Raw genomic sequence first — 26,863 nt, forward strand, 5'->3', positions numbered from 1 at the left:
CGAAGCCTTCAGCCCGCCGCTAGGCTGAGCGCATGACGACCATCCTCGTGCTGAACGGGCCGAACCTCGGCCGGCTCGGCACCCGCGAACCCGAGGTGTACGGCAGCGAGACGCTCGCCGACATCGAGGCGTCGCTGCGCGTCGGACTGCCCGAGGGCGTCGAGCTCGAGCTCCGGCAGACCGACGACGAGGGCGAGCTCATCCGCTGGATCCACGAGGCCGTCGACCGGGGCACCCCGGTCGTCTTGAACCCCGCGGCCTTCACGCACTACAGCTACGGGCTGCGCGACGCCGCCGCGCTCTTGAAGCAGGCCGGCGTGCCGCTCATCGAGGTGCACCTCTCGAACCCGCACGCGCGGGAGCGCTTCCGGCACACGAGCGTCATCTCGGCGGTCGCGACGGGTGTCATCGCCGGCTTCGGCAGCGACTCCTATCGCCTCGCCGTGCAGCAGCTGCTGCGCATCGTCTAGAATCGTTCGTCGGCCCGCGTGCGCCACCGCCTGCGGCCGAACGACTTCACCGAAACGGAACGGAATCCACGCGCATGGCATCGACCGCAGACATCAAGAACGGCGTCGTCCTCAGCATCGACGGCCAGCTCTGGAGCGTGATCGAGTTCCAGCACGTCAAGCCCGGCAAGGGCGGCGCGTTCGTCCGCACCAAGCTGAAGAACGTCGTCACGGGCAAGACCGTCGACCGCACCTACAACGCTGGCGCGAAGGTCGACATCGAGAACGTCGACCGCCGCGACTTCACGTACCTCTACAACGACGGCGACGGCTTCGTCTTCATGGACGCGGTCGACTACGACCAGATCACCGTCCCCGCGGCGACCGTCGGCGACGCCGCGAACTTCATGCTCGAGAACCAGGCCGTCACCATCGCCCTGAACAACGGCAACCCGCTGTACGTCGACCTCCCCGCCTCGGTCGTGCTCGAGATCACGTACACGGAGCCGGGCCTGCAGGGCGACCGCTCGACCGGCGGCACGAAGCCCGCCACCGTCGAGACCGGCTACGAGATCCAGGTCCCGCTCTTCCTCGAGACCGGCACCAAGGTCAAGGTCGACACCCGGTCGGGCGACTACCTCGGCCGCGTGAACGACTAGTGAGCGCTCGCACCAAGGCTCGCAAGCGCGCGCTCGACCTGCTCTACGCCGCGGAGATGCGCGGGATGCCGGTGGAGCAGCTGCTCGTCGTCGAGGCCGAGAAGGCCGCGGGCGAACCGGAGCGCCAGGCGTCCTGGCTGTACGCCCGAGAGATCGTCGACGGCATCGTCGACCATCGCGCCGAGATCGACGAGCTCATCACGACGCACTCCCGGGGCTGGACCCTCGAGCGCATGCCCGCGATCGACCGCGCGCTGCTGCGCATCGGCGTCTGGGAGATCGTCTACAACGACGAGGTGCCCGACGCCGTCGCGATCGCCGAGGCCGTCGAGGCCGCGACCGTGCTGTCGACCGACGACTCGGCCGGCTTCGTGAACGGGCTGCTGGCCGCGGTCGCGCACGCGAAGGCCTGACGCACCGCGCTTCACCCGCTCGACGCCGGACGGCGGGCCGCCACCAGGCGGCCCGCCGTCCGGCGTTCCGTCGCTCAGCCGACGACGAGTCGTCGCGCCGCGGCGGAGTGGGCGCGAATGAGCCCGTCGAGGTCGAGCCCGGGGATGCGGCCGTCCACGACCCGCCACTCGCCGCCGACCATGACGCGGTCGGCACGGTCGGCCCCGCAGAGCACGAGCGCCGCGATCGGGTCGTGGCTGCCCGAGAACCGCAGCTCGTCGAGCGTGAACAGCGCGAGGTCCGCCTGCTTGCCGAGCTCGATCGACCCGAGCTCGCCGTCCCGGCCGAGCGCCCGCGCCGAGCCCAGAGTCGCCCAGCCGAGCGCCCGGGCGACCGGCACGTCGGCACCGTAGCGGAGCCGCTGCAGGTAGAGCGCCTGACGCACTTCCTGGATGAGGTTCGAGGAGTCGTTCGAGGCGGAGCCGTCCACGCCGAGGCCGACGGGCACGCCGGCATCCTCCAGCTCGATCGCGCGCGCGATGCCCGAGGCGAGCCGCATGTTCGAGGTCGGGCAGTGCGCGACGCCCGTCCCGGCCGCACCGAGGCGGGCGATCTCCCGCTCGTCGAAGTGGATGCCGTGACCGAGCCAGCTCTGCGGACCCAGCCAGCCCACGCTCTCGAGGTAGTCGACGGTGCGCAGGCCGAAGCGCTCGCGGCAGAACTCCTCTTCGTCGAGGGTCTCGGCGAGGTGCGTGTGCAGGCGCACCCCGCGGCGGGCGGCGAGCTCGGCGCTCTCCGACATGATCTCCCGCGTCACCGAGAACGGCGAGCACGGCGCGAGCGCGATGTGGAGGTCGGCGTCGGGTGCGGTGGAGTGGTAGCGGTCGATGAGCCGCTCCGAGTCGGCGAGGATGACGTCGCCGTCCTGCACGACGCTCTGCGGCGGCAGGCCGCCGTCGCGCTGGCCGAGGGTCATCGAGCCGCGGGTGAGCGTCGCCCGCATGCCGAGCCGCCGCACGGCCTCCACCTCGAGGTCGATCGCCTCGTCCAGCCCCTCGGGGAAGACGTAGTGGTGGTCGGCCGCGGTCGTGCAGCCGGAGAGCAGGAGCTCCGCGAGTGCGACGGTCACGGCGAGTTCGAGGCTCTCCGGCGTGAGCCGCGCCCACACCGGGTAGAGGCCCTGCAGCCAGGGGAAGAGCTTCGCGTCGGCCACGGGCGCCCAGGCCCGGGTGAGCGTCTGGAAGAAGTGGTGGTGGGTGTTGATGAGGCCGGGGAGCACGACGTGGTTCGCCGCGTCGAAGACCTCGTCGACCGGCCTCGCGGGGGCGGCGCCGGCGCGGAGCAGTTCGACGATGCGGCCGGCCTCGACGACGATGCCGCCGTCCGCGGTGCCGGGCGCGTGCTCGGCTGCGGTGAAGACGGCGGCGGGGTTCTTGATCCAGACTCGTGCCATGAGCGGCATCCCTTCGACGGTGGAGGAGTGGTGCCAGCTCAGTGTTGACCTGTCTGCTGATCCAGGTCGCGCCAGACTACGTGCGCGGCGGATGCCCCGTCAACGCTACGCGCGCCGGCGCATCGCTCAGGGCGTCGGGGTTCGGGCGTCGTAGTCGCGGAAGCCGTGCTGGAGGCGGAGGATCGCGACGGCGGCCGCGACGACGAGCAGCCCGCCGAAGAGCGGCGGGAACCAGAGCGCCACCGCCGTCGCGAGGATGCCGACCCAGAGGTCGCCGAGGCGCGGACCACCCGTGACGACCACCTGGAACACGCCCTGCATCCGACCCTGGAGCTCGTCGGGCACCGCGGTCATCAGCATCGTGCTGCGGAAGATCGCACTCACCTCGTCGGCCGCTCCCGCGCCCGCGAGCAGGAGCGCGGCGCCGAGCAGCGCCGGCAGGCTCAGCGCGGCGTCCGCGGCCGAGGAGCGCCCGGCGAGCACGATCGCGATCACCGCGCCGAACCCGGCGATGCACGCCCCGTAGACGATGACCGAGCGGCCGATGGCGACGCCGTAGCGCCGGACGTGCATGACCCGTCCGCTCAGCAGGCTGGTGAGGAAGGTGCCGACGGCGAACGCCGCGGTGAGCGCGCCGGCGGTCGCCGCTCCGCCGCCGATGGCGACGGCGCCGACAGCCGGGAAGAGCGCGTAGGGCCGGCCGAAGGTCATCGCGGCGAGGTCGATCAGGAAGCCGGCGCGGATGTTCGGCGCCAGGCGCAGGAAGCGGAAGCCGTCCACGAGGGCCGCGAAGCCGGTGCGTCGCCCGGCCCCCTCCTCGGCGGCCCTCGGTGGGACGGCGGGGAGCGTCAGGATGCCGAGGAAGCCCGCGCTGAACAGCACGAGGTCCACGCTGAAGGTGAGCGGATAGCCGATCGAAGCGACGAGCACGCCGCCGAGCGCCGGGCCGAGCGTGAGCTGCACGCCGATCCCGATTCCGCTGAGGGCGGCTGCGCGGGAGACGAGCGCCGGCGCGAGCAGCCGCGGCGTGACCGCGGTCCGGGTGGCGCCGGTGACGGTGGCGCAGACCGAGATGACGGTGGTGAGCACGTAGAACGGCCAGATCGCGACCGGCCGGCCGGCCTCGTGCTCGGCCGCACTGACGGCGGAGACGGCGACGAGCGCCGCGGTCGCCGCCCAAGTGGTGCTCGCGCTCGCGATGAGCAGGCGCCGCCGGTCGAGGGCGTCGGCGAGGACGCCGCCCCAGAGCCCGGCCACGAGCATCGGCAGCAGCGCGATGCCGCCGACGAGTCCCACCGCGAGCGTCGAGCGCGTGAGCTCGTAGAGCTGCAGCCCGACGGCGAGCACCGTCAGCTGCGCGCCGATGCCCGCGATGGTGCCGCCGATCCAGAGCCGGGCGAACGCGGGCGACTCCCGTAGCGGGGCGAGATCGACGAAGTGCGATCGTCGCGGCGGGGGAGAACTCACCCTTGCATCGTACGCACGGCGAAACCGCACCCGACGCGCTGCTAAACTCGACGGAGTTTGGCAACCTTTAAGGCCGTCCCGTGAGGCGGAGAAGGGAGGCCGCCGTGGCACGCGCCGTGCTCACCCAGGCGGACATCCAACGGGCGCTGACCCGCATCTCGCACGAGATCCTCGAATCCAACCGCGGGGGGAGCGACCTCGTCATCCTCGGCATCCCGACCCGCGGCGTGATCCTCGCCCGCCGGATCGCCGAGACGATCGCCCGCATCGAACCCGACGCGGCACCGGTGCCGGTCGGCTCCATCGACGTCACGATGTACCGCGACGACCTCTCCCGCACCCGCACCCGAACCCCGCAGCCGACCGAGGTGCCCGCGGGCGGCATCGACGGACGCACCGTCGTCCTCGTCGACGACGTGCTCTACTCCGGGCGCACCATCCGCGCCGCCTTCGACGCCCTCTCCGACCTCGGCCGCGCCCGCGCGGTGCGGCTCGCGGTGCTCGTCGACCGCGGCCACCGCGAGTTCCCGATCCGAGCGGATTTCGTCGGCAAGAACCTGCCGTCGTCCCACGACGAGCGCATCAACGTGCGGCTCGTCGAGACCGACGGCGACGAGGGCGTCGCGATCGAGACGGCCCAGGGCGAGGGGGAGGCGAAGTGAACCACCTGCTGGGCACGCGCGAGCTGTCCCGCGAGCAGGCGATCGAGCTCCTCGACATCGCCGAGGACATGGCGGCGGTGCAGGAGCGCGAGGTCAAGAAGTTGCCGACGCTGCGCGGCAAGACCGTCGTGAACCTCTTCTTCGAGGACTCGACCCGCACCCGCATCTCGTTCGAGGCTGCGGCGAAGCGGCTCTCCGCCGACGTCATCAACTTCAGCGCGAAGGGGTCCAGCGTCTCCAAGGGCGAGAGCCTGAAGGACACCGCGCAGACGCTGCAGGCCATGGGCGCGGACGGCGTCGTCATCCGGCATCCGGCCTCCGGGGCGCCGCTCACGCTCGCGACGAGCGGCTGGATCGACGCCGGCGTGGTCAACGCCGGCGACGGCACGCACGAGCACCCCACCCAGGCCCTGCTCGATGCCTTCACGATGCGCCGCCGGCTGCACGGCGCCGCCTCCCGCGGGCGCGGGCTCGACGGCGCGCGCGTCCTCATCGTCGGCGACGTGCTGCACTCGCGGGTCGCGCGCTCGAACGCCTGGCTGCTGCCCGCGCTCGGCGCCGAGGTCGAGCTCGTCGCGCCGCCGACGCTGCTGCCCGTCGACACGCGCCGCTGGCCCGTGGCCACGTCCTACGACCTCGACGAGGCGCTCGGCCGCCGGCCGGACGTGGTCATGATGCTGCGCATCCAGGCCGAGCGGATGCACGGGGCCTTCTTCCCGAACAGTCGGGAGTACGCCCGCACCTGGGGGCTCGACGACGCGCGGTTCGACGCGCTTCCCGACACTACGATGGTCATGCATCCCGGACCGATGAACCGCGGTCTCGAGATCGCCGCCCGCGCGGCCGATTCGCCGCAGTCCACGGTGCGCGAGCAGGTCGCGAACGGAGTATCAGTGAGAATGGCCGCCCTCTATCTGCTGCTGTCCGGTGAACGGGGGGCCGCCGCATGAGCGAGCGTCACCTGATCGTCGGGGCGCAGCTGCCGAACGGCGAACGCCGCGACCTCCTGCTCGAGGGCGGACGCATCGCCGAGCTCGGCACCGGGCTCGACGCCCGCGGGGCGGAGCTCGTCGACGCGGCGGGCCTCGTCGTGCTGCCCGGGCTCGTCGACCTGCACACCCACCTCCGCGAGCCGGGCTACGAGCAGAGCGAGACCGTGCTCACCGGCACCCGCGCCGCCGCGGCGGGCGGATTCACCGCGGTCTTCGCGATGGCGAACACCTCGCCGGTCGCCGACACCGCCGGCGTCGTCGAGCAGGAGTTCAGCCTCGGGCGGGCCGCCGGGTACGCCGCCGTCCAGCCGATCGGCGCCGTGACGGTGGGCCTGGCCGGCGAGCGCCTCGCCGAGCTCGGCGCCATGGCCCAGTCCCGCGCCCGAGTGCGGGTCTTCTCCGACGACGGCTTCTGCGTGCACGACCCGCTGCTCATGCGCCGCGCGCTCGAGTACGTGAAGGCCTTCGGCGGCGTCATCGCGCAGCACGCCCAGGAGCCGCGGCTCACCGAGGGCGCGCAGATGAACGAGGGCGCCCTCTCGGGCGAGCTCGGCCTCGCCGGCTGGCCGGCGGTCGCCGAGGAGTCGATCATCGCCCGCGACGTGCTGCTCGCCGAGCACGTCGGCAGTCGACTGCACGTCTGCCACGTCTCGACGGCCGGTTCGGTCGAGGTGATCCGCTGGGCGAAGGCCCGCGGCATCGACGTCACGGCCGAGGTGACGCCGCACCATCTGCTCCTCACCGAGGACCGGGTCGCGAGCTACGACCCGCGCTTCAAGGTGAACCCGCCGCTGCGCCGAGCGGAGGACGTCGAGGCGCTCCGCGCCGCGCTCGCGGACGGCACCATCGACATCGTCGCCACCGACCACGCCCCGCACCCGATGGAGGCCAAGGAGGGCGAGTGGGACGCGTCGGCGAACGGCATGGTCGGGCTCGAGTCCGCGCTGTCCGTCGTGCACCGCACGATGGTGGAGCCCGGCCGCCTCGACTGGGCCGACGTCGCGCGGGTGCTCAGCCAGGCGCCCGCCCGCATCGGTCGCCTCGCGGGCCAGGGCGGCGAGGTCGAGGTCGGCGCGCCCGCCGAGCTCGTGCTCTACGACCCCTCGGCGACGGGGGAGTTCGGTCTCGAGCGGCTCGCCGGCCGCAGCACCAACTCGCCGTACCTCGGCGAGACGCTGCCCGGCTCCGTGCGCTGGACGTTCCACCAGGGCTACGCGACGGTCCGCGACGGCGAGGTGCGCGAGGCGGCGGAGGTTGCCGGACTCGCCGCGGCAGCGGGGAGCGGTGATGGATAAGCTCATCGGCGCGATCGTCGCCGTCATCGTCGTCGCCGTCGTGATCTGGCTGATGGTCCGCTCCTGGCGACGACGACGGGCCCGCGACGCCCGCCTCGCGGCGTACCCCGTGCCCGCGACGCTCGCGGCGGCCGTCCTCGAGACCGAGGTGCTCTACGTCGCCTCGACCCCCGAGAGCGAGCCCTTCGAGCGGCTCGCGGTCGACGGCCTGGCGTTCCGCGGGGCGGCCCACCTCGAGGTGTACGACGCGGGCGTGCTGCTGCGGATCGCGGGGGAGCCGGCGAGCTTCCTCCCGGTCGAGCGCATCGTCGGGATCGGCGCCGCGAGCCACGCGATCGACCGCGGCGTCGAGGCCGAGGGCCTCGTGGCCCTCACCTGGCAGCCGCACGAGTCGGAGCCCGGCGAGGTGCCGGTGCGCATCGACAGCTATCTTCGGGCGCGATACCCGGGCGACACCGCTCGGATCATCGACGCCGTCACGGACATCACCGCGGCCGAGCAGCCGCGGTCGCAACAGGAAGGCGAGGCCTCTGGTGACTGAGACCACGACCCGCACGGCCCCCGCCGTGCTCGTCCTCGAGGACGGAACCCGCTTCGAGGGACGCGCGTACGGCGCCCTCGGCCGCACGCTCGGCGAGGCGGTCTTCGCGACCGGCATGACCGGCTATCAGGAGACGCTGACCGACCCGTCCTACGCGGGTCAGATCGTGCTCATGACCGCGCCGCACATCGGCAACACGGGCATGAACGACGAGGACATGGAGTCCAAGCAGATCTGGGTCGCCGGCTTCGTCGTGCGCGACCCCTCCCGGGTCGTGTCGAACTTCCGCTCGCAGCGGAGCCTCGACGACGACCTCGCGGACGCCGGCATCGTCGGCATCTCCGGCATCGACACGCGCGCCGTCACGCGGCGCATCCGCGACGCCGGCGCGATGCGGGCGGGCATCTTCTCCGGCGAGGACGCGAGCCTCACGGCGGGCGAGCAGCTCGACCTCGTGCTCGGCGGTGCCGAGATGGCGGGGCAGAACCTCTCCGGCGAGGTGTCGACGGGGGAGCGCTACTCGCTGCCCGCCACCGGCGAGCGGATCGGCTCGGTCGCGGTGCTCGACCTCGGGGTGAAGACCTCCACGCTGAACTTCCTCGCCGAGCGCGGCTTCGACGTCGAGGTGCTCCCGCAGACCGTGACGATCGAGGAGGTGCGGGCGCTCGAGCCCGACGCGCTCTTCTTCTCGAACGGCCCCGGCGACCCGAGCGCGAGCGACCGGCACGTGCAGCTCCTCCGCGAGTCGCTCCGCGACGGCCGGCCGTACTTCGGCATCTGCTTCGGCAACCAGCTCCTCGGCCGCGCCCTCGGCTTCGGCACGTACAAGCTGCCGTTCGGCCACCGCGGCATCAACCAGCCCGTGCTCGACAAGGCCACCGGCCGCGTCGAGATCACGGCCCACAACCACGGCTTCGCCGTCGACGCCCCGATCGATCGCGTGAGCGAGTCGAGCGAGGGCTTCGGCCGCGTCGAGGTCAGCCACGTCGACCTCAACGACGACGTGGTCGAGGGCCTCAACTGCCTCGACATCCCCGCGTTCAGCGTCCAGTACCACCCCGAGTCGGCTGCCGGCCCGCACGACGCGAACTACCTCTTCGATCGTTTCCGCGAGCTGGTCATCGCGAGCAAGGAGAACCGCGACTAATGCCCAAGCGCGACGACATCAATTCCGTCCTCGTCATCGGCTCCGGCCCCATCGTCATCGGGCAGGCCGCCGAGTTCGACTACTCCGGCACCCAGGCCTGCCGCGTGCTCCGCGCCGAGGGCGTTCGGGTCATCCTCGTGAACCCGAACCCCGCCACGATCATGACCGACCCGGACTTCGCCGACGCGACGTACATCGAGCCGATCACCCCGGAGATCATCGAGTCGATCATCGTCAAGGAGCGCCCCGACGCCATCCTGCCGACCCTCGGCGGCCAGACCGCGCTCAACGCGGCCATCGCGCTGCACGACGCCGGCATCCTCGAGAAGCACGGCGTCGAGCTGATCGGTGCGAAGGTCGACGCCATCCGCAAGGGCGAGGACCGCCAGCTCTTCAAGGAGCTCGTGGTCGAGTGCGGCGCGGATGTCGCGCGCTCGCACATCGCGCACACGATGGACGAGGTGCTCGCCGCGGCCGACGACCTCGGCTACCCGCTCGTCGTCCGCCCCTCCTTCACGATGGGCGGTCTCGGCTCCGGCTTCGCATACGACGAGACCGAGCTGCGCCGCATCGCGGGCGCAGGCCTGCACGACTCGCCGACCACCGAGGTGCTCCTCGAGGAGTCCATCCTCGGCTGGAAGGAGTACGAGCTCGAGCTCATGCGCGACACGCACGACAACACCGTCGTCGTGTGCTCGATCGAGAACGTCGACCCGGTCGGCGTCCACACGGGCGACTCGATCACCGTCGCCCCCGCGCTCACCCTCACCGACCGCGAGTACCAGCGCCTCCGCGACATCGGCATCGACATCATCCGCGCCGTCGGCGTGGACACGGGTGGCTGCAACATCCAGTTCGCCATCGACCCGTCGAACGGCCGCGTCATCGTCATCGAGATGAACCCGCGCGTCTCGCGCTCCTCGGCGCTCGCCTCGAAGGCGACGGGCTTCCCGATCGCGAAGATCGCGGCGAAGCTCGCGATCGGCTACCGGCTCGACGAGATCCCGAACGACATCACCCGGGTGACGCCCGCGAGCTTCGAGCCGACGCTCGACTACGTCGTCGTGAAGGTGCCGCGCTTCGCGTTCGAGAAGTTCCCGGCCGCCGACCCGACACTGACGACGACCATGAAGTCGGTGGGCGAGGCCATGGCGATCGGCCGCAACTACGCGACCGCCCTGCAGAAGGCTCTGCGCTCGCTCGAGAAGCGCGGCTCGTCGTTCCACTGGGGCGAGGAGGAGCGCAGCGTCGAGGAGCTCCTCGAGCAGGCGCAGACGCCGACCGACGGCCGGATCGTGCTCGTGCAGCAGGCGCTCCGCAAGGGCGCCACGATCGAGCAGGCGTTCGAGGCCACGAAGATCGACCCGTGGTTCCTCGACCAGATCGTGCTGATCAACGAGGTCGCCGCGACGGTCGCCGCCGCCGAGGCGCTCGACACCGAGACGATCCTGCTCGCGAAGGACCACGGCTTCTCCGACGCGCAGATCGCCCAGCTCCGCGGCTTCGGCAGCGAGCAGGACGCCCGCGAGGTGCGCCACATCCTCGGCATCCGCCCGGTCTACAAGACGGTCGACACCTGCGCCGGCGAGTTCCCGGCGCTCACGCCGTACCACTACTCGAGCTACGACCAGGAGACCGAGGTCGCCGCGAGCGATCGCCGCAAGGTCGTCATCCTCGGCTCCGGCCCGAACCGCATCGGCCAGGGCGTCGAGTTCGACTACTCCTGCGTGCACGCCTCGTTCGCCCTGCACGACGCGGACTTCGAGACCATCATGATCAACTGCAACCCGGAGACGGTCTCGACCGACTACGACACGAGCGACCGGCTCTACTTCGAGCCGCTCACGCTCGAGGACGTGCTCGAGGTCATCCACGCCGAGTCGCAGTCCGGCGAGCTCGTCGGCGTCGTCGTGCAGCTCGGCGGCCAGACCGCCCTCGGCCTCGCGAAGGGCCTCGAGGCGGCCGGCGTGCCGATCCTCGGCACCTCGCCCTCGGCGATCGACCTCGCCGAGGAGCGCGGCCTCTTCGCCGGCATCCTCGAGAACGCGGGCCTCCTCGCGCCGCGCAACGGCACCGCCGTCGACCTCGCGGGCGCGCAGCAGATCGCGGAGGGCATCGGCTACCCGGTGCTCGTCCGTCCGAGCTACGTGCTCGGCGGCCGCGGCATGGAGATCGTCTACGACAGCACGAACCTCGCCGAGTACTTCGACCGCATCGAGGGGCAGGGCATCGTCGGCCCGAGCCACCCGCTGCTGGTCGACCGCTTCCTCGACGACGCCATCGAGATCGACGTCGACGCGCTGTACGACGGGAGCGAGCTCTACATCGGCGGCGTGATGGAGCATATCGAGGAGGCCGGCATCCACTCCGGCGACTCGAGCTGCACCCTGCCGCCCGTGACGCTCGGCCGTGCCGAGGTGGACCGGGTCCGCGAGGCGACGCGGGCGATCGCCGAGGGCATCGGCGTGCAGGGCCTGCTGAACGTGCAGTTCGCGATCGGCGCCGGCGTGCTCTACGTGCTCGAGGCGAACCCGCGGGCGAGCCGCACGGTGCCCTTCGTCTCGAAGGCGCTCGGCATCCCGCTCGCGAAGGCCGCCAGCCGGGTCATGGTCGGCGCGACGATCCGCGAGCTCGTCGCCGAGGGCCTGCTGCCCGAGGTCGACGGTTCCCGCGTGCCGCTCGACGCGCCGGTCGCGGTGAAGGAGGCCGTGCTGCCGTTCCACCGCTTCCGCACGCGCGAGGGCGGCATGGTCGACTCGGTGCTCGGGCCGGAGATGCGCTCGACCGGTGAGGTCATGGGCATCGACCGCGACTTCCCGACGGCGTTCGCGAAGAGCCAGCTCGCCGCGTACGGCGGCGTGCCGGCCTCCGGGACCGTCTTCGTCTCGGTGTCCGACCGCGACAAGCGGGCGGCGATCCTGCCGGTGCTGCGCCTGCAGCAGCTCGGCTACGACATCGCCGCCACCGAGGGCACCGCCGAGGTGCTGCGCCGCAACGGCATCCGGGCGAGCGAGGTGCTGAAGTTCCACGACAAGCCCGACGCCGACGCGACGAGCGTGGTCGAGCTCATCCACCGGGGCGAGGTCGACGTGGTCGTGAACACCCCGAGCGGTCGCTCCGCCCGGGCCGACGGCTACGAGATCCGCGCCGCGGCGGTGGCCGCCGGCATCCCGCTGTTCACGACGATCGCGGAGCTCTCCGCCGCCGTGGCCTCGCTCGACGTGGTCGGCGACGGCTTCGACGTGACGAGCCTGCAGGAGTACCAGCGCCGCCGGGAGGGGGCCGCGTGAGCGAGCCCGTCGCGTTCGGTGACCGTCTGGCGGCGGCCTTCGCCGCGTACGGCCGGCTGTGCGTCGGGATCGACCCGCACGCGCAGCTCCTTGAGAGCTGGGGCCTGCCCGACAGCGGCGAGGGCGTCCGCGAGTTCGGCCTCCGCGTCGTCGACGCGGCGGCCGGCCAGATCGGCATCGTGAAGCCGCAGGTCTCGTTCTACGAGCGGCACGGTGCCGCCGGCTACGCGGCGCTCGAGCGGGTCTTCGCCGAGGCGCGCGACGCGGGGCTCATCGTGATCGCCGACGCGAAGCGCGGCGACATCGGCTCGACGCTCGCGGGCTACGCGGATGCCTGGCTCCGCCCGGGTTCGACGCTGGAAGCGGATGCCCTGACGCTGAACCCCTACCAGGGGCTCGCCACGCTCGCCCCGGTCATGGAGCGCGCCGCAGCGGTCGGCAAAGGCGTGTTCGTGCTCGCCGCGACGTCCAACCCGGAGTCCGGGCCCGTGCAGACGGCCGAGCTCCGGCAGTCCAGCCGGGCCGGCCGCACGATCGCCTCCGCGATGGTCGACGGCGTCGACGCGTGGAACCGCGCGCGCCCGGATGCCTCGACCCGCACTCTGGGCGACGCGGGCGTCGTGATCGGCGCGACCGTCGAGCTGCGCGCGGTCGGCATCGACCCGGATGCCTACGGGGAGACGCCCGGTCTGCCGGTGCTGGCCCCGGGCTTCGGCCACCAGGGCGGCGACGCCGCCCAGCTCGGCGAGCTGTTCGGCCGCCTGGCCGCCGGCGCCATCGTGAACGAGTCCCGGTCCGTGCTCGCCGCCGGGCCCGAGGAGATCGGCGAGGCCGTCCGGCGCCGCGCCGGGGAGGTAGGATCGCTCGGTGTCTGATCGGACCCCCACCACCCCGCCAGAGGTCGACCGAGTCGCCGCCTCCCGAGCCGCCGTCGCGGCGCGCCGGGCCCGCGCGATCGTGAAGCAGGAGGTCGCCGACGGCGCCCGGAGCCCGCTCGACGTGCTCCGCGTCGCGTTCGACGACCCCGAGGGCGTCGAGGGCCGGCTCCGGGTCACGGAGTTCCTCGGGGCGATCCCGGCGATCGGTCGCACGAAGACCGAGCGGATCATGGACGAGCTCCAGATCTCGCCCGCCAAGCGCCTGGGCGGCCTCGGCCGGCTGCAGCGCCGCCGCCTGCGCGGCTTCGTCGCCGAGTGGGTCGCCGCGCACGGCGGCACGGGCGACCGGCTCGTCGTGCTCGCCGGTCCCACGGCCGTCGGAAAGGGCACGGTCGCGGGATACATCCGCGACCACTATCCCGAGGTGAAGCTCTCGGTCTCCGCGACGACCCGCGCCCCGCGCCCGGGCGAGATCGACGGCGAGCACTACTTCTTCGTCGACGACGCCGAGTTCGACCGCCTGATCGAGACTGGCGAGCTGCTGGAGTGGGCGACCGTGCACAACGCCTCCCGGTACGGCACGCCCCGCGGCCCGGTGGAGCAGGCGATCGCCGCGGGCGACAGCGTGCTGCTGGAGATCGACATCCAGGGCGCGCGCTCGGTCCGCCGCGCCATGCCGGAGGCGACGCTCGTGTTCCTGCAGCCGCCGAGCTGGGACGAGCTCGTCCGCCGGCTCGTCGGCCGGGGCACCGAGGGGCCGGCCGAACAGCAGCGCCGGCTCGAGACCGCGAAGGTCGAACTGGCCTCCGCCGACGAGTTCGATCACCAGGTCGTGAACCACGAGGTCTCCGAGGCCGCGCAAAAGGTCGTAGACTTGATGCGGCCCCGCAAGGGTCGTCATTGAGCTGCCCGCAGTTCGGGCGACCGGGCCACGATCTTTCGCGCACACCTCGTGCGCATCACCGAAGCGAGGAGTCACTCCATGGCTGAGAAGCTGTCCGGCATCATCGACCCGCCCATCGACGACCTGCTGTCGAAGGTCGACTCGAAGTACCAGCTGGTCATCTTCGCGTCGAAGCGCGCCCGTCAGATCAACGACTACTACGCCGATCTGCACGAGGGCAGCCTGTTCGACAACGTCGGCCCGCTCGTGGACTCGTCGATCGATGACAAGCCGCTCACCGTGGCGATGCACGAGATCAACGAGGACAAGCTGCGCCTGCGCCCCATCAGCGAGTAAGCCGCCGGCGTGGCGAGCACGACGGGCCGACTGAACATCGTCGTCGGCATCACCGGCGGCATCGCCGCGTACAAGGCCGTCGCCGTCGTGCGCCAGCTCGTGCTGGCCGGTCATGACGTGCACGTCGTCCCGACCGAGGCGGCGCTCCGCTTCGTCGGCCGGCCGACGCTCGAGGCGATCTCGCGCAACCCGGTGCACACCGAGCTGTACGAGGGCGTCGCCGAGGTCCGGCACGTCGCCATCGGGCAGGCGGCCGACCTGATCGTCATCGCCCCGGCGACGGCGAACTCGATCGCGAAGCTCGCGGCCGGGCTCGCCGACGACCTCCTCGGCAACACCGTGCTCGCGAGCCGCGCTCCGCTCGTCATCGCCCCGGCGATGCACACCGAGATGTGGGAGCACGCCGCGACGCGCGCGAACATCGCGCTGCTGCGCGAGCGCGGCGTCACCGTCGTCGGCCCGGCCGAAGGCCAACTGACCGGCACCGACCGAGGTGCCGGCCGACTGGAGGAGCCCGAGGTCATCGTCGAGGCCGCCCTCGCACGCGTCTCCGCAGCACGAGCGACGGGCGATCTCGCCGGGCGCCGCGTCGTGGTGAGCGCCGGCGGCACGCGCGAGCCGCTCGACCCCGTGCGCTTCCTCGGCAACCGCTCGAGCGGCAAGCAGGGCATCGCCATCGCCGAGGCCGCCCGCGCCCGCGGCGCCGAGGTGACGCTCGTGGCCGCCAACCTCGAGGTTCCGCGCCCCGAGGGCTGCGACGTCCGCGAGGTCAGCACGGCACTCGAACTGCAGCGCGAGCTCGTCGACGCCGCCGCGGGCGCCGACGTGGTCGTCATGGCCGCCGCCGTCGCCGACTACCGCCCCGCCGCGGTCAGCGAGCAGAAGATCAAGAAGGACGCCTCGGACTCCGGGCTCACCCTCGAGCTCGTGCGCAACCCCGACATCCTCGCCGGCCTCGGCGCGGCACCGCACGACGGCACGCTGCTCGTCGGCTTCGCCGCCGAGACCGAGTCCGACGAGGAGCGCCTGCTGGAGCTCGGCCGCGGCAAGCGGAGGGCCAAGGGCGCCGACCTGCTGGTGGTCAACCGGGTGGGCTGGAGCGAGGGCTTCGCCGCCGATGACAACAGGGTCGTCGTCATCGGCCCCGACGACGCGGTCGTCACACAAGCACACGGAAGCAAGGCGTCGGTGGCGGATGCCATCCTCGACGTGGTTGTCTCGAAGCTGAACCCCGCGGCGCACGCCGCACGCACTCCAGAAGGAACGACGAGCTGAACATGAGCGCACTCCGCCTCTTCACGTCCGAATCGGTCACCGAGGGGCACCCGGACAAGATCTGCGACCAGATCTCCGACTCCATCCTCGACGCGCTGCTCACCGTCGACCCGAACGCCCGCGTGGCGGTCGAGACGCTCGTCACGACCGGCCTCGTGCACGTGGCGGGCGAGGTCTCCACCTCCGGCTACGTCGAGATCCCGGCGATCGTGCGCGAGCGGGTGACGTCCATCGGCTACGACTCCTCCGACGTCTGGTTCGACGGCCGCTCCTGCGGCGTCTCGGTCTCGATCGGCGGGCAGTCGCCCGACATCGCGCAGGGCGTCGACCACGCCTTCGAGGCGCGCGAGCACGCGAGCGACGACGAGCTCGACCGTCAGGGCGCGGGCGACCAGGGCATCATGTTCGGCTACGCGGTGCGCGAGACGCCCGAGCTCATGCCCGTGCCGATCTGGCTCGCCCATCGCCTCGCCGAGCGACTCGCCGACGTGCGCAAGGCCGGCGAGCTCGACTACCTCCGCCCCGACGGCAAGACGCAGGTCACGATCGGCTACGAGGGGCAGACGCCGCGCAGCATCGAGACCGTCGTACTGTCGACGCAGCACTCGCCCAAGGTCTCCACCGAGCAGCTCCGCGCCGAGGTCGAGGAGCTCGTCATCCGCCCGGTCCTCGATACGGTCGAACTGGCGCGGCCCGAGCTCCGCGTGCTCATCAACCCGACCGGCCGCTTCGAGATCGGCGGCCCCCAGGGCGACGCCGGGCTCACCGGTCGCAAGATCATCATCGACACCTACGGCGGCGCGAGCCGGCACGGCGGCGGTGCGTTCAGCGGCAAGGATCCTTCGAAGGTCGACCGCTCGGCCGCCTACGCGATGCGCTGGGTCGCGAAGAACGCCGTGGCCGCGGGGCTCGCCGACCGGCTCGAGGTGCAGGTCGCCTACGCGATCGGCGCGGCGGCGCCGGTCGGCCTCTACGTCGAGACCTTCGGCACCGCGCACGTGCCGGAGGAGCGCCTCATCGGGGCCATCCGCGAGGTGTTCGACCTGCGGCCGGCCGCCATCATCCGCGACCTCGATCTGCTGCGGCCGATCTACGCGAAGACCGCGACGTACGGCCACTTCGGCCGCGAGCTGCCCGACTTCAGCTGGGAGCGGCTCGATCGCGTCGACGCGCTCCGCTCCGCCGCCGGGCTCTGAGATGGCGGGCGACCTCGTCGCCAGGGTGCTCGTCGACTCGCCCCTTCCGCAGCTCGACCAGCTCTTCGACTACCGCGTGCCCGAGCGGCTGCGCGACGTCGTCCGCGCTGGCATGCGGGTGCGCGTGCCGCTCCGCACCGGCGGGCGCATCGCGAACGCCTGGCTCGTCGAGCTCGGCGACCACAGCGAGTTCGCGGGCCGGCTGAGCGAGCTCGACGACGTCGTGTCCGAGGCGCCGATGCTCACGCCCGAGGTGTGGCGGCTGGCGCGCGCCGCGGCCGACCGCGCCGCCGGCAATGCGAGCGACATCCTGCGGCTCGCGATCCCGGGGCGGTACGTGCGCGCCGAACGCGCGTGGCTCGCCGCGGAGCCCGACCCCGGCCCGCTGCCCGTCGATCCGCCGGCCCCTCCCGGCGGCGCGGAGGGGGTACTCGCGCGCGGGCTCGCCACGGGCGAGCGGATGGCCCTCGCCGCCGACGCCCGCCCCGTCCGGCTGCCCGACGGCACCTGGGTCGGCGCCTGGGCGAGCGAGCTCGCGCTGGCGGCGGCGAACGTGCTCGCGACGGACCGGAGCGCCGTCCTGGTGGTGCCCGACTACCGCGACCAGGAGCAGCTCGAGGCCGCGCTCGGGGCCCTCGTCGACGCGCGGCGCGTGCTGCGCACCGACGCGCGCCAGACCGGTCCCGCGCGCTACCGCGCCTTCCTCGACGCGACGGGCGAGGCGGCGCGGATCATCGTCGGCAACCGTTCGGCGGTGTACGCCCCGGCAGCCCGGCTCGGCCTCGTCGCCTTCTGGGACGACGGCGACGGGCTCATGAACGAACCGCTCTCGCCCGGTGTGCACCCCAGGGACGCGGCCCTCATCCGGCAGGAGCAGTCGGGCGCCGCCCTGCTCTTCGCCGGCCACACCCGCAGCGTCGAGGTGCAGCGCCTGGTCGAGCTGGGCTGGGTGCACGAGGTGCCGCTGCAGAAACCCGTGCGGCCGCGCATCGTCGTCACCGAACGGCAGGCGCAGACCGAACCCGGCTCGGCGCGCATTCCCTCCGCCGCCTGGCGCGAGGCGCAGGAGGCGGCCGCCCTCGGCCCGGTGCTCGTGCAGGTCGCCCGGCCCGGCAACGCGCCCCTGCTCGTGTGCGACCGCTGCCGCGAACCGGCCAAGTGCGCCGCGTGCAGCGGCCCGCTCGCGATCCCGCGCTCGGGCGGCGCGGCGGTGTGCACGCTCTGCGGCACCGCGGCGAGCGCGTGGCGCTGCCCGGTCTGCGAGGGCACCAAACTGCGCGCGGCCACGGTCGGGGCGAGCCGCACGGCCGAGGAGCTCGGGCGGGCGTTCCCGCGCACTCGGGTCATCCTGTCCGACGGCGAACGGCCGATCCTGCGGGTGGGGCCGGAGCCCGCCCTTGTCGTCGCCACACGAGGGGCGGAGCCCTTCGCCGAGGGCGGCTACCGGGCCGTGCTGCTGCTCGACGGCGAGCGCATGCTGCTCCGCGAGACGCTGCGCGTCGCCGAGGACTGCCTGCGCTGGTGGTCGAACGCCGCCGCGCTGGCCGCGCCGGGCGCCCCGGTGTTCCTCGTCGGCGTCGCCGGCGAGCTCGCCTCGGCGCTCGCGACCTGGCGCCAGCCCGAGTGGGCGGCGCACGAGCTCGCTGCGCGGCGCACGCTCCGCTTCCCGCCCGCGATCCGGGTGGCGAGCGTGACGAGTGGACGCGAGCGGCTCGCGCGGGCGCTGGACGCCGTCACGGAGGCCGTGCCCGGAGTCGACGTGCTCGGGCCGGTGCCGGTCGACGACGGCCTGGAGCGCGCGCTCGTGCGCTTCGACTACGCGCAGGGCGCCGCGGTCGCCCGCACGCTCGAGGCGGAGATGATCCGCGCGGCGACCGAGCGGCGCAAGCCGGTGGCGGGGCGGCAGGTGAAGCGGCCGATCCTCCGGGTCCGCTTCGACGACCCGGAGGTGCCCTGAGCCGGTCCCGCCTGCGAGCGGCGCCGCCCGCATCCGGGAGAATGGCCGGGTGACCTCTCTGCGCCTCGTCTTCGCCGGCACCCCGGCCGTCGCCGTCCCGAGCCTCCGACTGCTCGCCGCCTCCCGGCACGAGATCGTCGGCGTCGTCACGCGCCCGGATGCGCCGCTCGGGCGGAAACGCGTGCTCACGCCGTCGCCCGTCGCCGCCGCCGCAGCGGACCTCGGCGTGCCGACGATCAAGGCGGCGCGCCTGGATGCCGAGGCGAGCGACGCGATCGCCGCGCTCGAGCCCGATCTCGGCGTGATCGTCGCCTACGGCGGCCTCGTCCGCGAGCCGCTGCTGAGCGCACCGCGGCTCGGCTGGATCAACCTGCACTTCTCGCTACTCCCGGCGTGGCGCGGCGCGGCGCCCGTGCAGCACTCGATCATCGCGGGCGATGCCGAGCACGGTGCGGCGGTGTTCCAGCTCGTCCCGGAGCTCGACGCGGGCGCGGTGTTCGCGGAGCACCGCCGGCCCGCCGATCGGCGCGCGACGGCGGGGGAGACGCTCGACCGGCTCGCCGTCGAGGGGGCAGAGCTGCTCGCGGGCGTCGTCGATGCGCTGGCCGACGGCACCGCGGTGGCCCGGCCGCAGCGCGGCGAGCCGAGCTTCGCCCCGAAGCTCAGCCTCGACGACGGCCGGCTGGGGTGGACGCAGCCCGCGGCGCGGGTGCTCGACCGGTACCGCGGCGTCACGCCGGAGCCGGGGGCGTGGGCGCTCCTCGACGGCGCACGGGTCAAGGTGCTCGAGGCGCGCCTCGCCGAGCAGGACGGGGCGCCGGGCGCGCCCGGGCCGCTCGCCCCCGGTCAGCTGGCGCCGGAGCGCCGACGGCTCCTCGTCGGCACCGCGGATGCGCCGATCGAGCTCGTCCGCGTCCAGCCGGCCGGTCGCGGCGCGATGTCCGCGGCGGACTGGGGTCGGGGGCTTCCGCCGGGCGCGCGCTTCGAGCGCTGATCGACGGCGGCCGCCCACCGTCGCTCGGCGTCCGCCGGGGCCCGTACAGTTGACGGGTGGTCAGGAAGCAGGAGCGCAGCGGTGGACGCGAGCAGGGGACGGCGCCCCGTCAGGTGCGGGTGTCGCCCGCGCGGATCGTCGCGTACGAGGTGCTCGAGGCGGTGCGCGACGATGAGGCGTACGCCAACCTCCTCCTCCCGAAGCGGATCGAGCGCTCGAAGCTGAGTCCGGCCGACGCCGCCCTCGCGACGGAGCTCACCTACGGCACCCTGCGGATACAGGGCTACTACGACCGCATCATCGAACTCGTCTCCGAGCGCGAGCGCACGGCCATCGACCCCGTCGTGCTCGACATCCTCCGCCTCGGCGCCCACCAGCTGCTCGCCACCCGGGTGCCCGTGCACGCCGCCGTGAACGAGCAGGTCGTGCTCGCGAAGCGGCTCGCCCCCGCAGCCAGCGGTTTCGTGAACGGCGTACTGCGCACCATCTCCCGCTCGACGCCGGAGGAGTGGCGCGGCTGGGTCGCCGACGAGACGACGGGCGGCGAGCTCGAACGGATGGCAGTGCTCGAGAGTCATCCCGAGTGGATCGTGCGGGCTTTCGCGCAGGCGCTCGAACGCGAGGGCCGCGCCGAGGAGCTGGAGTCGCTCCTGGTCGCCGACAACGCCGCGCCGCGGGTCAATCTCGTCGCGCTGCCCGGGCTCGGTGACGAGCCCGTGGAAGAGCTCGGCGCGCCGAACCGCTTCTCGCCGATCGGCTTCACGGCCGCGGCGCCGTTCGAGCTCATCGCCGCCCACGAGGGCCGGATCCGGGTGCAGGACGAGGGGTCGCAACTCGCGGCGCTCGCCCTGAGCCGGGCGCGCCCGGTCGAGCCGGGGGAGCGCTGGCTCGACCTCTGCGCGGGTCCCGGCGGCAAGACCGCCGTGCTGGCCGCAGAAGCCCTCGCGACCGACGCGGTGCTCGTCGCGAACGAGCTCGGCGAGGCCCGCGCGGAACTCGTGCGCAAGGCCGTCGCCGGAGTGCCGCTCGACGTGCCCGTGCGGGTCGGCGACGGCCGATCGGTGGCGGCCGCCGAGCTGGACTCGCCCGCCGGCTTCGACCGGATCCTGCTCGATGCGCCGTGCACCGGGCTCGGCGCGCTCCGTCGCCGCCCCGAGGCGCGCTGGCGCAAGCAGCCGGGCGACGTCGCCGAGCTCACCGCCCTGCAGGGGGAGCTCTTCGACCACGCGGTGGAACTGCTCGCGCCGGGAGGGCTGCTCGCCTACGTGACATGCTCGCCGCACACGAGCGAGACCCACGGCACGCTCGCCGCCGCCATGCGCCGGTGGGACGGCGTCGTCGAGCCGGTGGACACCCGGTCCGTCGTCGACTCCGTGGCGCGGGACGAGCTCGACCTCGCCGGGGCGCCCGAGACCGTGCAGCTCTGGCCGCACCGTCACGGCACGGACGCGATGTTCATCGCCCTCGTGCGCCGCGTCGCCTGAGCCGGGTCGTCGCTCGCTAGGCTTCGAGCCATGACGACGCGCATCAACCCGAGCATCCTGGCCGCCGACTTCGCGAACTTCGAGCGTGAGCTCGGACGCATCGCGACGGCCGATCTCGTGCACGTCGACATCATGGACAACCATTTCGTGCCGAACCTCACCTTCGGGCTGCCGATGGTGGAGCGGCTGCAGCAGGTCAGCCCGATCCCGCTCGACGTGCACCTGATGATCGACGACCCGGATCGCTGGGCCCCGGGCTACGCCGAGGCGGGCGCGGCGAGCGTCACCTTCCACGCCGAGGCCGTCGCCGATCCGGTGGGGCTCGCCCGCCGCCTCCGCGAGATCGGCGCCCGCGCCGGCATCGCGCTGAAGCCCGGCACCGCGGCGGAGCCCTACCTCGAGCTGCTGCCCGAGTTCGACCAGGTGCTCGTGATGACGGTGGAACCGGGCTTCGGCGGGCAGTCGTTCATGCCCGAGACGATGCCGAAGCTGCGCCGCGTCGCCGACGCCGTGCGCGCCGCGGGCCTCGACGTGTGGCTCCAGGTCGACGGCGGCGTCACGGTCGACACGATCGGCATCGCGGCCGAGGCCGGCGCGGACACCTTCGTCGCGGGCTCCGCGGTGTTCCGCGGGGTTCCCGAGGAGCAGATCGCGGCGCTGCGGGCGGCGGCGTCGTCGCACGGTCACGCGCACCGGTAGCCTAGGAGGGTGAAGACCTTCGACGACCTCTTCGTCGAGCTCAGCGACAAGGCCAGGACCCGCCCCGAGGGGTCCGGCACCGTGCGCGAGCTCGACGCCGGCGTGCACGCCATCGGCAAGAAGATCGTTGAGGAGGCGGCCGAGGTCTGGATGGCTGCCGAGTACCAGAGCGATGAGGAGACGGCCGAGGAGATCTCGCAGCTGCTCTACCATCTCCAGGTGCTCATGCTGGCCAAGGGCCTCGCGCCGGCCGACGTGTACCGACATCTGTGATCGCGCGCATGCCCGATCCGAACCGTCGACACGAAAGTCAGTACATGCTCCGCATCGCCGTGCCCAACAAGGGCTCGCTCTCCGACACCGCCGCCCAGATGCTCTGGGAGGCCGGGTACACCGGTCGCCGCGACCCCCGCGACCTGCACACCGCCGACCCGCGCAACGGCGTCGAGTTCTTCTACCTCCGTCCCCGTGACATCGCGACGTACGTCGGCTCCGGCGCCCTCGACGTCGGCATCACCGGCCGCGACCTGCTGCTCGACTCGGGGTCCGAGGCCGCCGAGATCGCCTCGCTCGGCTTCGGCGACTCGACCTTCCGCTTCGCAGCGCCGGCCGGCGGCTTCTCGACGCTCGAGGACCTCGAGGGGGTGCGGGTCGCCACGAGCTACCCGGGTCTCGTCGGCGACTTCCTCGCCCGTCACGGCGTCACCGCCAAGCTCGTGAAGCTCGACGGCGCCGTGGAGTCCGCCGTGCGCCTGGGCGTCGCGGACGCGGTCGCCGACGTCGTGTCCACCGGCTCCACCCTGCGCAAGGCCGGCCTCGAGATCTTCGGGCCCGTCATCCTGCAGTCCGAGGCCGTGCTGATCGGCTCGGGCATCGACAAGCCCGGCACCGGCACGCTCGTGCGCCGCCTGCAGGGCGTGCTCGTCGCCCGGCAGTACGTGCTGCTCGACTACGACGTCCCCGTCGCGCACCTCGAGCAGGCCACCGCGGCCGCCCCGGGCTTCGAGTCGCCCACGGTCTCGCCGCTGCACGACCCCGACTGGGTGGCCGTCCGGGTGATGATCCCGCGCACCGACATGAACCACGTCATGGATGCGCTGTACGAGATCGGCGCCCGCGCCATCCTCGTCTCGGCGATCCACGCGGCTCGGTTGTGAGGGCGGCGCGATGAGCCTCGCCGTCCGGGTCATCCCGTGCCTCGACGTGGCCGCCGGCCGCGTCGTGAAGGGCGTCAACTTCCAGAACCTGCGCGACGCGGGCGATCCGGTGGAGCTCGCCGCGCGCTACGCGGAGCAGGGCGCCGACGAGCTCACCTTCCTCGATGTGACCGCGACGGTCGACGACCGCTCGACGACGTACGACATGGTGCAGCAGGTCGCCGAGCAGGTCTTCATCCCGCTCACCGTCGGCGGCGGCGTGCGTTCCGCCGAGGACGTGGCGCGCCTGCTCGGCCACGGCGCCGACAAGATCGGCGTGAACAGCGCCGCGATCGCCCGGCCCGAGCTCGTCGCCGAGATCGCGGACCGCTTCGGCGCGCAGGTCGTTGTGCTGTCGCTCGACGTGAAGCGCTCGGGGCGCACGCCCTCCGGCTTCGTCGTCACCACGCACGGCGGCCGCACCGAGACCGAGCTCGACGCCCTCGACTGGGCTCGCCGGGCGATCGAGCTCGGTGCGGGGGAGCTGCTCGTGAACTCGATCGACGCCGACGGCACCAAGGCCGGCTTCGACCTCGAACTCACGACCCTCATGCACGAGCTGTCGAGCGTGCCGGTGATCGCGTCGGGCGGGGCCGGGCGGGTCTCCGACTTCGCGCCGGCGATCGCCGCCGGCGCCGACGCGGTGCTCGCGGCCTCGGTGTTCCACAACGGCGAGATCACGATCGGCGAGGTGAAGGCGGCGCTGGCCGCCGACGGGAGGACCGTGCGATGACGCACACCACGGAGGCCGCGATCGAGCGGGCCGCGTTCAATGCCGACGGGCTGCTGCCCGCGATCATCCAGCAGTGGGACACCGGCGAGGTGCTCATGCTCGGCTGGATGGATCGCGAGGCCCTGCGTCGCACGCTCAGCGAGGGCCGAGTCACCTTCTGGTCCCGCTCGCGTCAGGAGTACTGGCGCAAGGGCGACACCTCGGGCCATGCGCAGTACGTGAAGTCCGCCGCGCTCGACTGCGACGCGGACACCCTGCTCGTGCGCGTCGAGCAGATCGGCGCCGCGTGCCACACCGGAACGCGGACCTGCTTCGACGGCGACCCCGTGCCGGTGGTCGTGGGCGACGCGCCGGATGCCTCGGGAGGCGACGCATGACGAGCACCGCGACGACCACGTTCGAGGGCTTCCAGAACCTCCTCGGCGGGCGCCGCGTGGTGCCCGTGGTGCGGGAGCTCTTCGCCGACGGCGAGACCCCGGTCGGCATCTACCGCAAGCTCGCGGAGGGGCGGCCCGGCAGCTTCCTGCTCGAATCCGCCGAACAGGGCGGCATCTGGTCGCGCTACTCCTTCGTCGGCGTCGCCTCGCACGGCGTGCTGACCGAGCGCGACGGGAAGGTCGAATGGCTCGACCACGGGCTGCCCAGGGAGCGCGCGCTCGGCGACGCGACGGAGCTCGCGCCGTTGGCCGCCCTCGAGGCGCTGTACGAGCGTTGGGCCACGGAGGACGTGCCCGGCGCCCCGCCGCTCACCGGCGGACTCGTCGGCTTCATCGGCTGGGAGGCGATCCGTCAGATCGAGCGGCTGCCGAACCAGCCGCCCGCGGACTTCGAGGTGCCGTCGCAGGCGTTCGCCTTCGTCTCCGAGCTCGTGGTCATCGACCACCGCACGGGCACCGTGCAGCTCATCGCCTCGGCGCTGAACGACGGCGTCGACGACGCCGAGACGCTCTGGCTGGATGCGCAGGCGCGGCTCGACCGCATGCAGGGCGGCTTGGCGCAGCCGGCCGAGGCGCGACTGGCGCAGGTCGACCTCGGCCTCGCCGCGGCGCCCCGGCACCGCACCGATCGCGAGGACTTCCTCGCCGCCGTCGACCGCTCGAAGGCGTACATCCGAGACGGCGACGTGTTCCAGGTCGTGATCTCGCAGCGCTTCGAGCAGGAGGTCACCGCCGACCCGGTCGACGTGTACCGGGTGCTGCGGAGCCTCAACCCGAGCCCGTACATGTACCTGCTCCACCTCGAGGACACCGCGGGGGAGCCGTACTGGATCGTCGGCTCCTCGCCCGAGGCGCTCGTGAAGGTCGAGGACGGCCGCGTCTACACGCATCCGATCGCCGGGTCCCGTCCGCGGGGCGCGACGCCGGAGGAGGACGCCACGCTCGAGGCCGAGCTCGAGGCGGACCCGAAGGAGCGCGCCGAGCACCTGATGCTCGTCGACCTCGCCCGCAACGACCTCGCGAAGGTGTGCGTGGCGGGTTCCGTCGAGGTCACCGAGTTCATGCGCATCGAGCGCTTCAGCCACATCATGCACATCGTGTCCTCGGTCGAGGGCGACCTCGCACGGGGGCGGAACGCCGTCGACGTGTTCCGGGCGACCTTCCCGGCCGGCACGCTCTCGGGCGCGCCGAAGCCGCGAGCGCTCGAGATCATCGACGAGCTCGAACCCGCCCAGCGCGGCGTCTACGGCGGCGTGGTCGGGTACTTCGGCTTCGGCGGCGACGCCGACCTCGCGATCGCGATCCGCACCGCGCTCATCCAGGGCGGCGTCGCGCGGGTGCAGGCCGGCGGCGGCCTCGTCGCCGACTCGGTCCCCGAGGCCGAGTTCCAGGAGTCCGTGAACAAGGCCGCGGCGCCGCTCAAGGCGGTCGCGGTGGCGAACGCGATGCAGCGGGTGGGCGCATGACCCCGGCACGGCTGAAGCTCACCGCCATCCTGGGGGCCATCCTCGGCGGCGGCCTCGCCATGCTGAGCTGGAGCCAGACCTGGTTCGAGCTGCACCTCGTGGCCGGCGCCGGCGGCGACGGCACGGCGATCGCGGTGAGCGGACAGCTCGCCTCGCCCGCGCTCGCGGCCCTGGGCCTCGCGGCCCTCGCGCTGTCCGCAGCCCTCGCGCTCGCGGGCCCCGGCCTGCGCATCGTGCTCGGTGCGCTCGAGTTCCTGCTCGGCGGCTGCGTCGTCCTGGCCGCCTCGCTGACGCTCGCGGACCCCGTGGCCGCCGTGGCGCCCGCGGTGACCGAGGCGACCGGGGTGGCCGGCGCCGAGCCGACCGCCGCGCTCGTGGCGGGCGTCGACGCGAGCCTCTGGCCGCTCGCCGCCTTCGCCGGCGGCGCCCTGCTCGTCGTCTCCGCGCTCCTCGTGTTCGTCACGGGCGCGAAATGGCCGGCCTCGTCGAGCCGCTACGGCGGCGCCAAGCTCCGTCAGGATGGCGCGGCAGCCCCCGTGTCGAGCCGCGACCGCGCCGTCGAGGAGTGGGACGAGCTGACCCGCGGCGACGACCCGACTGAAGAGAGCGAGCCGCCCGCAGGGGCGGCCGCCGAGCCCGAAGACCACCCCGACCGACCGACCGCGCGGGGCGACGAGCCCGGCGCAGCCGACCGGTAGACTTGCCGAGACCCCGCAACGAAGGAGCACCATGACCACTGAGCACGCAGACCCCGGCCACGGACACTCGCCCGCGGCGTGGACGGCCGTCGTGATCATGCTCGTCGCGTTCACGATCGGCACGGTCGCGTTCTTCTTCGAGCTCGAGTGGCTCGTCTGGGCCTCGGCGGGCCTGCTCGTCGTCGGCGTCCTGGTCGGCTGGGTGCTGGCCAAGGCCGGCTACGGCGTCGGCGGGGCCAAGAGCTCCGTCAGCTCGCACTGA

The 26,863-nt window shown here is 73.0% G+C and carries 27 protein-coding genes; 25 read left to right on the forward strand and 2 right to left on the reverse strand.

The features are described from left to right. Positions 1–32 precede the first annotated feature (32 nt). The 3 genes from aroQ to nusB all read left to right on the forward strand — a co-directional run bounded on the left by aroQ (position 33) and on the right by nusB (position 1,521). Positions 33–470, forward strand: a complete 438-nt coding sequence (aroQ, locus tag MTP13_RS13505; protein WP_243568242.1) for a type II 3-dehydroquinate dehydratase — start codon at positions 33–35, stop codon at positions 468–470. A gap of 74 nt (positions 471–544) precedes the next feature. Next, positions 545–1,108 carry an elongation factor P gene (efp, locus tag MTP13_RS13510; RefSeq protein ID WP_243568243.1) on the forward strand — a complete coding sequence of 188 codons (564 nt, stop codon included), beginning with the start codon at positions 545–547 and terminating at the stop codon, positions 1,106–1,108. After that, positions 1,108–1,521: a transcription antitermination factor NusB gene (nusB, locus tag MTP13_RS13515; RefSeq protein ID WP_243568244.1), complete on the forward strand. Its 414-nt coding sequence runs from the start codon at positions 1,108–1,110 to the stop codon at positions 1,519–1,521. The genes efp and nusB overlap by 1 nt, the downstream gene beginning before the upstream one ends. A 74-nt stretch (positions 1,522–1,595) precedes the next feature. Here the strand turns inward: nusB and MTP13_RS13520 are convergent, their stop codons facing one another. Together MTP13_RS13520 and MTP13_RS13525 are read right to left on the reverse strand one after the other, a co-directional pair. Next, complete coding sequence (locus MTP13_RS13520) at positions 1,596–2,954, reverse strand: 8-oxoguanine deaminase (RefSeq protein WP_243568245.1); 1,359 nt, start codon at positions 2,952–2,954, stop codon at positions 1,596–1,598. Between the two features lie 126 nt (positions 2,955–3,080). Continuing rightward, the gene (locus MTP13_RS13525; protein WP_243568246.1) at positions 3,081–4,421 is read right to left on the reverse strand and encodes an MFS transporter; all 1,341 of its coding nucleotides are present in this window, start codon (positions 4,419–4,421) and stop codon (positions 3,081–3,083) included. A gap of 104 nt (positions 4,422–4,525) precedes the next feature. On the opposite strand from MTP13_RS13525, the gene pyrR reads away from it, so the two are divergent. From pyrR to MTP13_RS13635, 22 genes are all read left to right on the forward strand, one after another. Continuing rightward, entirely contained in the window at positions 4,526–5,083 is a 558-nt protein-coding gene (gene pyrR, locus MTP13_RS13530) for a bifunctional pyr operon transcriptional regulator/uracil phosphoribosyltransferase PyrR (protein WP_243568247.1), read from the forward strand. Then, on the forward strand, positions 5,080–6,033 hold the full coding sequence (locus MTP13_RS13535; protein ID WP_243568248.1) for an aspartate carbamoyltransferase catalytic subunit: 954 nt from the start codon (positions 5,080–5,082) through the stop codon (positions 6,031–6,033). Before pyrR ends, MTP13_RS13535 begins: the two co-directional genes overlap by 4 nt. Beyond that, positions 6,030–7,370, forward strand: coding sequence for a dihydroorotase (locus tag MTP13_RS13540; RefSeq protein WP_243568249.1), 1,341 nt, complete (start codon positions 6,030–6,032; stop codon positions 7,368–7,370). The genes MTP13_RS13535 and MTP13_RS13540 overlap by 4 nt, the downstream gene beginning before the upstream one ends. Beyond that, positions 7,363–7,911: a PH-like domain-containing protein gene (locus MTP13_RS13545; protein WP_243568250.1), complete on the forward strand. Its 549-nt coding sequence runs from the start codon at positions 7,363–7,365 to the stop codon at positions 7,909–7,911. Before MTP13_RS13540 ends, MTP13_RS13545 begins: the two co-directional genes overlap by 8 nt. Beyond that, entirely contained in the window at positions 7,904–9,058 is a 1,155-nt protein-coding gene (carA, locus tag MTP13_RS13550) for a glutamine-hydrolyzing carbamoyl-phosphate synthase small subunit (protein WP_230763399.1), read from the forward strand. Before MTP13_RS13545 ends, carA begins: the two co-directional genes overlap by 8 nt. Further along, positions 9,058–12,348: a carbamoyl-phosphate synthase large subunit gene (gene carB, locus MTP13_RS13555; protein ID WP_243568251.1), complete on the forward strand. Its 3,291-nt coding sequence runs from the start codon at positions 9,058–9,060 to the stop codon at positions 12,346–12,348. The genes carA and carB overlap by 1 nt, the downstream gene beginning before the upstream one ends. Further along, on the forward strand, positions 12,345–13,223 hold the full coding sequence (gene pyrF / locus MTP13_RS13560; protein ID WP_243568252.1) for an orotidine-5'-phosphate decarboxylase: 879 nt from the start codon (positions 12,345–12,347) through the stop codon (positions 13,221–13,223). Before carB ends, pyrF begins: the two co-directional genes overlap by 4 nt. Further along, positions 13,216–14,130, forward strand: a complete 915-nt coding sequence (gmk, locus tag MTP13_RS13565) for a guanylate kinase (RefSeq protein WP_243568253.1) — start codon at positions 13,216–13,218, stop codon at positions 14,128–14,130. The genes pyrF and gmk overlap by 8 nt, the downstream gene beginning before the upstream one ends. Before the next feature lie 78 nt (positions 14,131–14,208). Then, positions 14,209–14,466: a DNA-directed RNA polymerase subunit omega gene (rpoZ, locus tag MTP13_RS13570; protein ID WP_189084914.1), complete on the forward strand. Its 258-nt coding sequence runs from the start codon at positions 14,209–14,211 to the stop codon at positions 14,464–14,466. 30 nt (positions 14,467–14,496) lie between these two features. Then, complete coding sequence (coaBC, locus tag MTP13_RS13575; protein WP_243570834.1) at positions 14,497–15,741, forward strand: bifunctional phosphopantothenoylcysteine decarboxylase/phosphopantothenate--cysteine ligase CoaBC; 1,245 nt, start codon at positions 14,497–14,499, stop codon at positions 15,739–15,741. Positions 15,742–15,743: 2 nt separating this feature from the next. After that, positions 15,744–16,937: a methionine adenosyltransferase gene (gene metK / locus MTP13_RS13580; RefSeq protein WP_243568254.1), complete on the forward strand. Its 1,194-nt coding sequence runs from the start codon at positions 15,744–15,746 to the stop codon at positions 16,935–16,937. Between the two features lies 1 nt (position 16,938). Further along, the gene (locus MTP13_RS13585) at positions 16,939–18,894 is read left to right on the forward strand and encodes a primosomal protein N' family DNA-binding protein (RefSeq protein ID WP_243568255.1); all 1,956 of its coding nucleotides are present in this window, start codon (positions 16,939–16,941) and stop codon (positions 18,892–18,894) included. Positions 18,895–18,952: 58 nt separating this feature from the next. Beyond that, complete coding sequence (gene fmt, locus MTP13_RS13590) at positions 18,953–19,888, forward strand: methionyl-tRNA formyltransferase (RefSeq protein WP_243570835.1); 936 nt, start codon at positions 18,953–18,955, stop codon at positions 19,886–19,888. A 113-nt stretch (positions 19,889–20,001) separates the two neighbouring features. Next, positions 20,002–21,372, forward strand: coding sequence for a transcription antitermination factor NusB (locus tag MTP13_RS13595; RefSeq protein WP_243570836.1), 1,371 nt, complete (start codon positions 20,002–20,004; stop codon positions 21,370–21,372). A gap of 30 nt (positions 21,373–21,402) precedes the next feature. Beyond that, complete coding sequence (gene rpe, locus MTP13_RS13600; RefSeq protein WP_243568256.1) at positions 21,403–22,071, forward strand: ribulose-phosphate 3-epimerase; 669 nt, start codon at positions 21,403–21,405, stop codon at positions 22,069–22,071. 9 nt (positions 22,072–22,080) lie between these two features. Next, positions 22,081–22,344, forward strand: coding sequence for a phosphoribosyl-ATP diphosphatase (locus MTP13_RS13605; protein WP_243568257.1), 264 nt, complete (start codon positions 22,081–22,083; stop codon positions 22,342–22,344). Between the two features lie 44 nt (positions 22,345–22,388). Beyond that, positions 22,389–23,228 carry an ATP phosphoribosyltransferase gene (gene hisG, locus MTP13_RS13610; protein WP_243568258.1) on the forward strand — a complete coding sequence of 280 codons (840 nt, stop codon included), beginning with the start codon at positions 22,389–22,391 and terminating at the stop codon, positions 23,226–23,228. Between the two features lie 10 nt (positions 23,229–23,238). Then, positions 23,239–24,000 (forward strand): imidazole glycerol phosphate synthase subunit HisF, encoded by a 762-nt coding sequence (gene hisF / locus MTP13_RS13615; RefSeq protein WP_243568259.1) that lies wholly within the window; start codon positions 23,239–23,241, stop codon positions 23,998–24,000. Next, positions 23,997–24,377: a phosphoribosyl-AMP cyclohydrolase gene (hisI, locus tag MTP13_RS13620; protein ID WP_243568260.1), complete on the forward strand. Its 381-nt coding sequence runs from the start codon at positions 23,997–23,999 to the stop codon at positions 24,375–24,377. The genes hisF and hisI overlap by 4 nt, the downstream gene beginning before the upstream one ends. Further along, complete coding sequence (locus MTP13_RS13625) at positions 24,374–25,903, forward strand: anthranilate synthase component I (protein WP_243568261.1); 1,530 nt, start codon at positions 24,374–24,376, stop codon at positions 25,901–25,903. Before hisI ends, MTP13_RS13625 begins: the two co-directional genes overlap by 4 nt. Further along, a complete protein-coding gene (locus MTP13_RS13630; RefSeq protein ID WP_243568262.1) occupies positions 25,900–26,601 on the forward strand; it encodes a Trp biosynthesis-associated membrane protein in 702 nt (233 codons plus the stop codon). The genes MTP13_RS13625 and MTP13_RS13630 overlap by 4 nt, the downstream gene beginning before the upstream one ends. 31 nt (positions 26,602–26,632) lie before the next feature. Beyond that, complete coding sequence (locus MTP13_RS13635) at positions 26,633–26,863, forward strand: DUF6704 family protein (protein ID WP_243568263.1); 231 nt, start codon at positions 26,633–26,635, stop codon at positions 26,861–26,863.

The organism is Agromyces soli, from assembly GCF_022811605.1.
GTDB classification, from domain to species: Bacteria; Actinomycetota; Actinomycetes; order Actinomycetales; family Microbacteriaceae; genus Agromyces; species Agromyces soli.

Coding starts and splice junctions, on each gene's coding strand:
- MTP13_RS13635 (WP_243568263.1), top strand. CDS start 26,633: ATGACCACTGAGCACGCAGACCCCGGCCACGGACACTCGCCCGCGGCG.
- carB (WP_243568251.1), top strand. CDS start 9,058: ATGCCCAAGCGCGACGACATCAATTCCGTCCTCGTCATCGGCTCCGGC.
- MTP13_RS13520 (WP_243568245.1), bottom strand. CDS start 2,954: ATGGCACGAGTCTGGATCAAGAACCCCGCCGCCGTCTTCACCGCAGCC.
- rpoZ (WP_189084914.1), top strand. CDS start 14,209: ATGGCTGAGAAGCTGTCCGGCATCATCGACCCGCCCATCGACGACCTG.
- hisF (WP_243568259.1), top strand. CDS start 23,239: ATGAGCCTCGCCGTCCGGGTCATCCCGTGCCTCGACGTGGCCGCCGGC.
- MTP13_RS13540 (WP_243568249.1), top strand. CDS start 6,030: ATGAGCGAGCGTCACCTGATCGTCGGGGCGCAGCTGCCGAACGGCGAA.
- MTP13_RS13630 (WP_243568262.1), top strand. CDS start 25,900: ATGACCCCGGCACGGCTGAAGCTCACCGCCATCCTGGGGGCCATCCTC.
- hisI (WP_243568260.1), top strand. CDS start 23,997: ATGACGCACACCACGGAGGCCGCGATCGAGCGGGCCGCGTTCAATGCC.
- MTP13_RS13625 (WP_243568261.1), top strand. CDS start 24,374: ATGACGAGCACCGCGACGACCACGTTCGAGGGCTTCCAGAACCTCCTC.
- MTP13_RS13545 (WP_243568250.1), top strand. CDS start 7,363: ATGGATAAGCTCATCGGCGCGATCGTCGCCGTCATCGTCGTCGCCGTC.
- hisG (WP_243568258.1), top strand. CDS start 22,389: ATGCTCCGCATCGCCGTGCCCAACAAGGGCTCGCTCTCCGACACCGCC.
- MTP13_RS13585 (WP_243568255.1), top strand. CDS start 16,939: ATGGCGGGCGACCTCGTCGCCAGGGTGCTCGTCGACTCGCCCCTTCCG.
- rpe (WP_243568256.1), top strand. CDS start 21,403: ATGACGACGCGCATCAACCCGAGCATCCTGGCCGCCGACTTCGCGAAC.
- aroQ (WP_243568242.1), top strand. CDS start 33: ATGACGACCATCCTCGTGCTGAACGGGCCGAACCTCGGCCGGCTCGGC.
- metK (WP_243568254.1), top strand. CDS start 15,744: ATGAGCGCACTCCGCCTCTTCACGTCCGAATCGGTCACCGAGGGGCAC.
- efp (WP_243568243.1), top strand. CDS start 545: ATGGCATCGACCGCAGACATCAAGAACGGCGTCGTCCTCAGCATCGAC.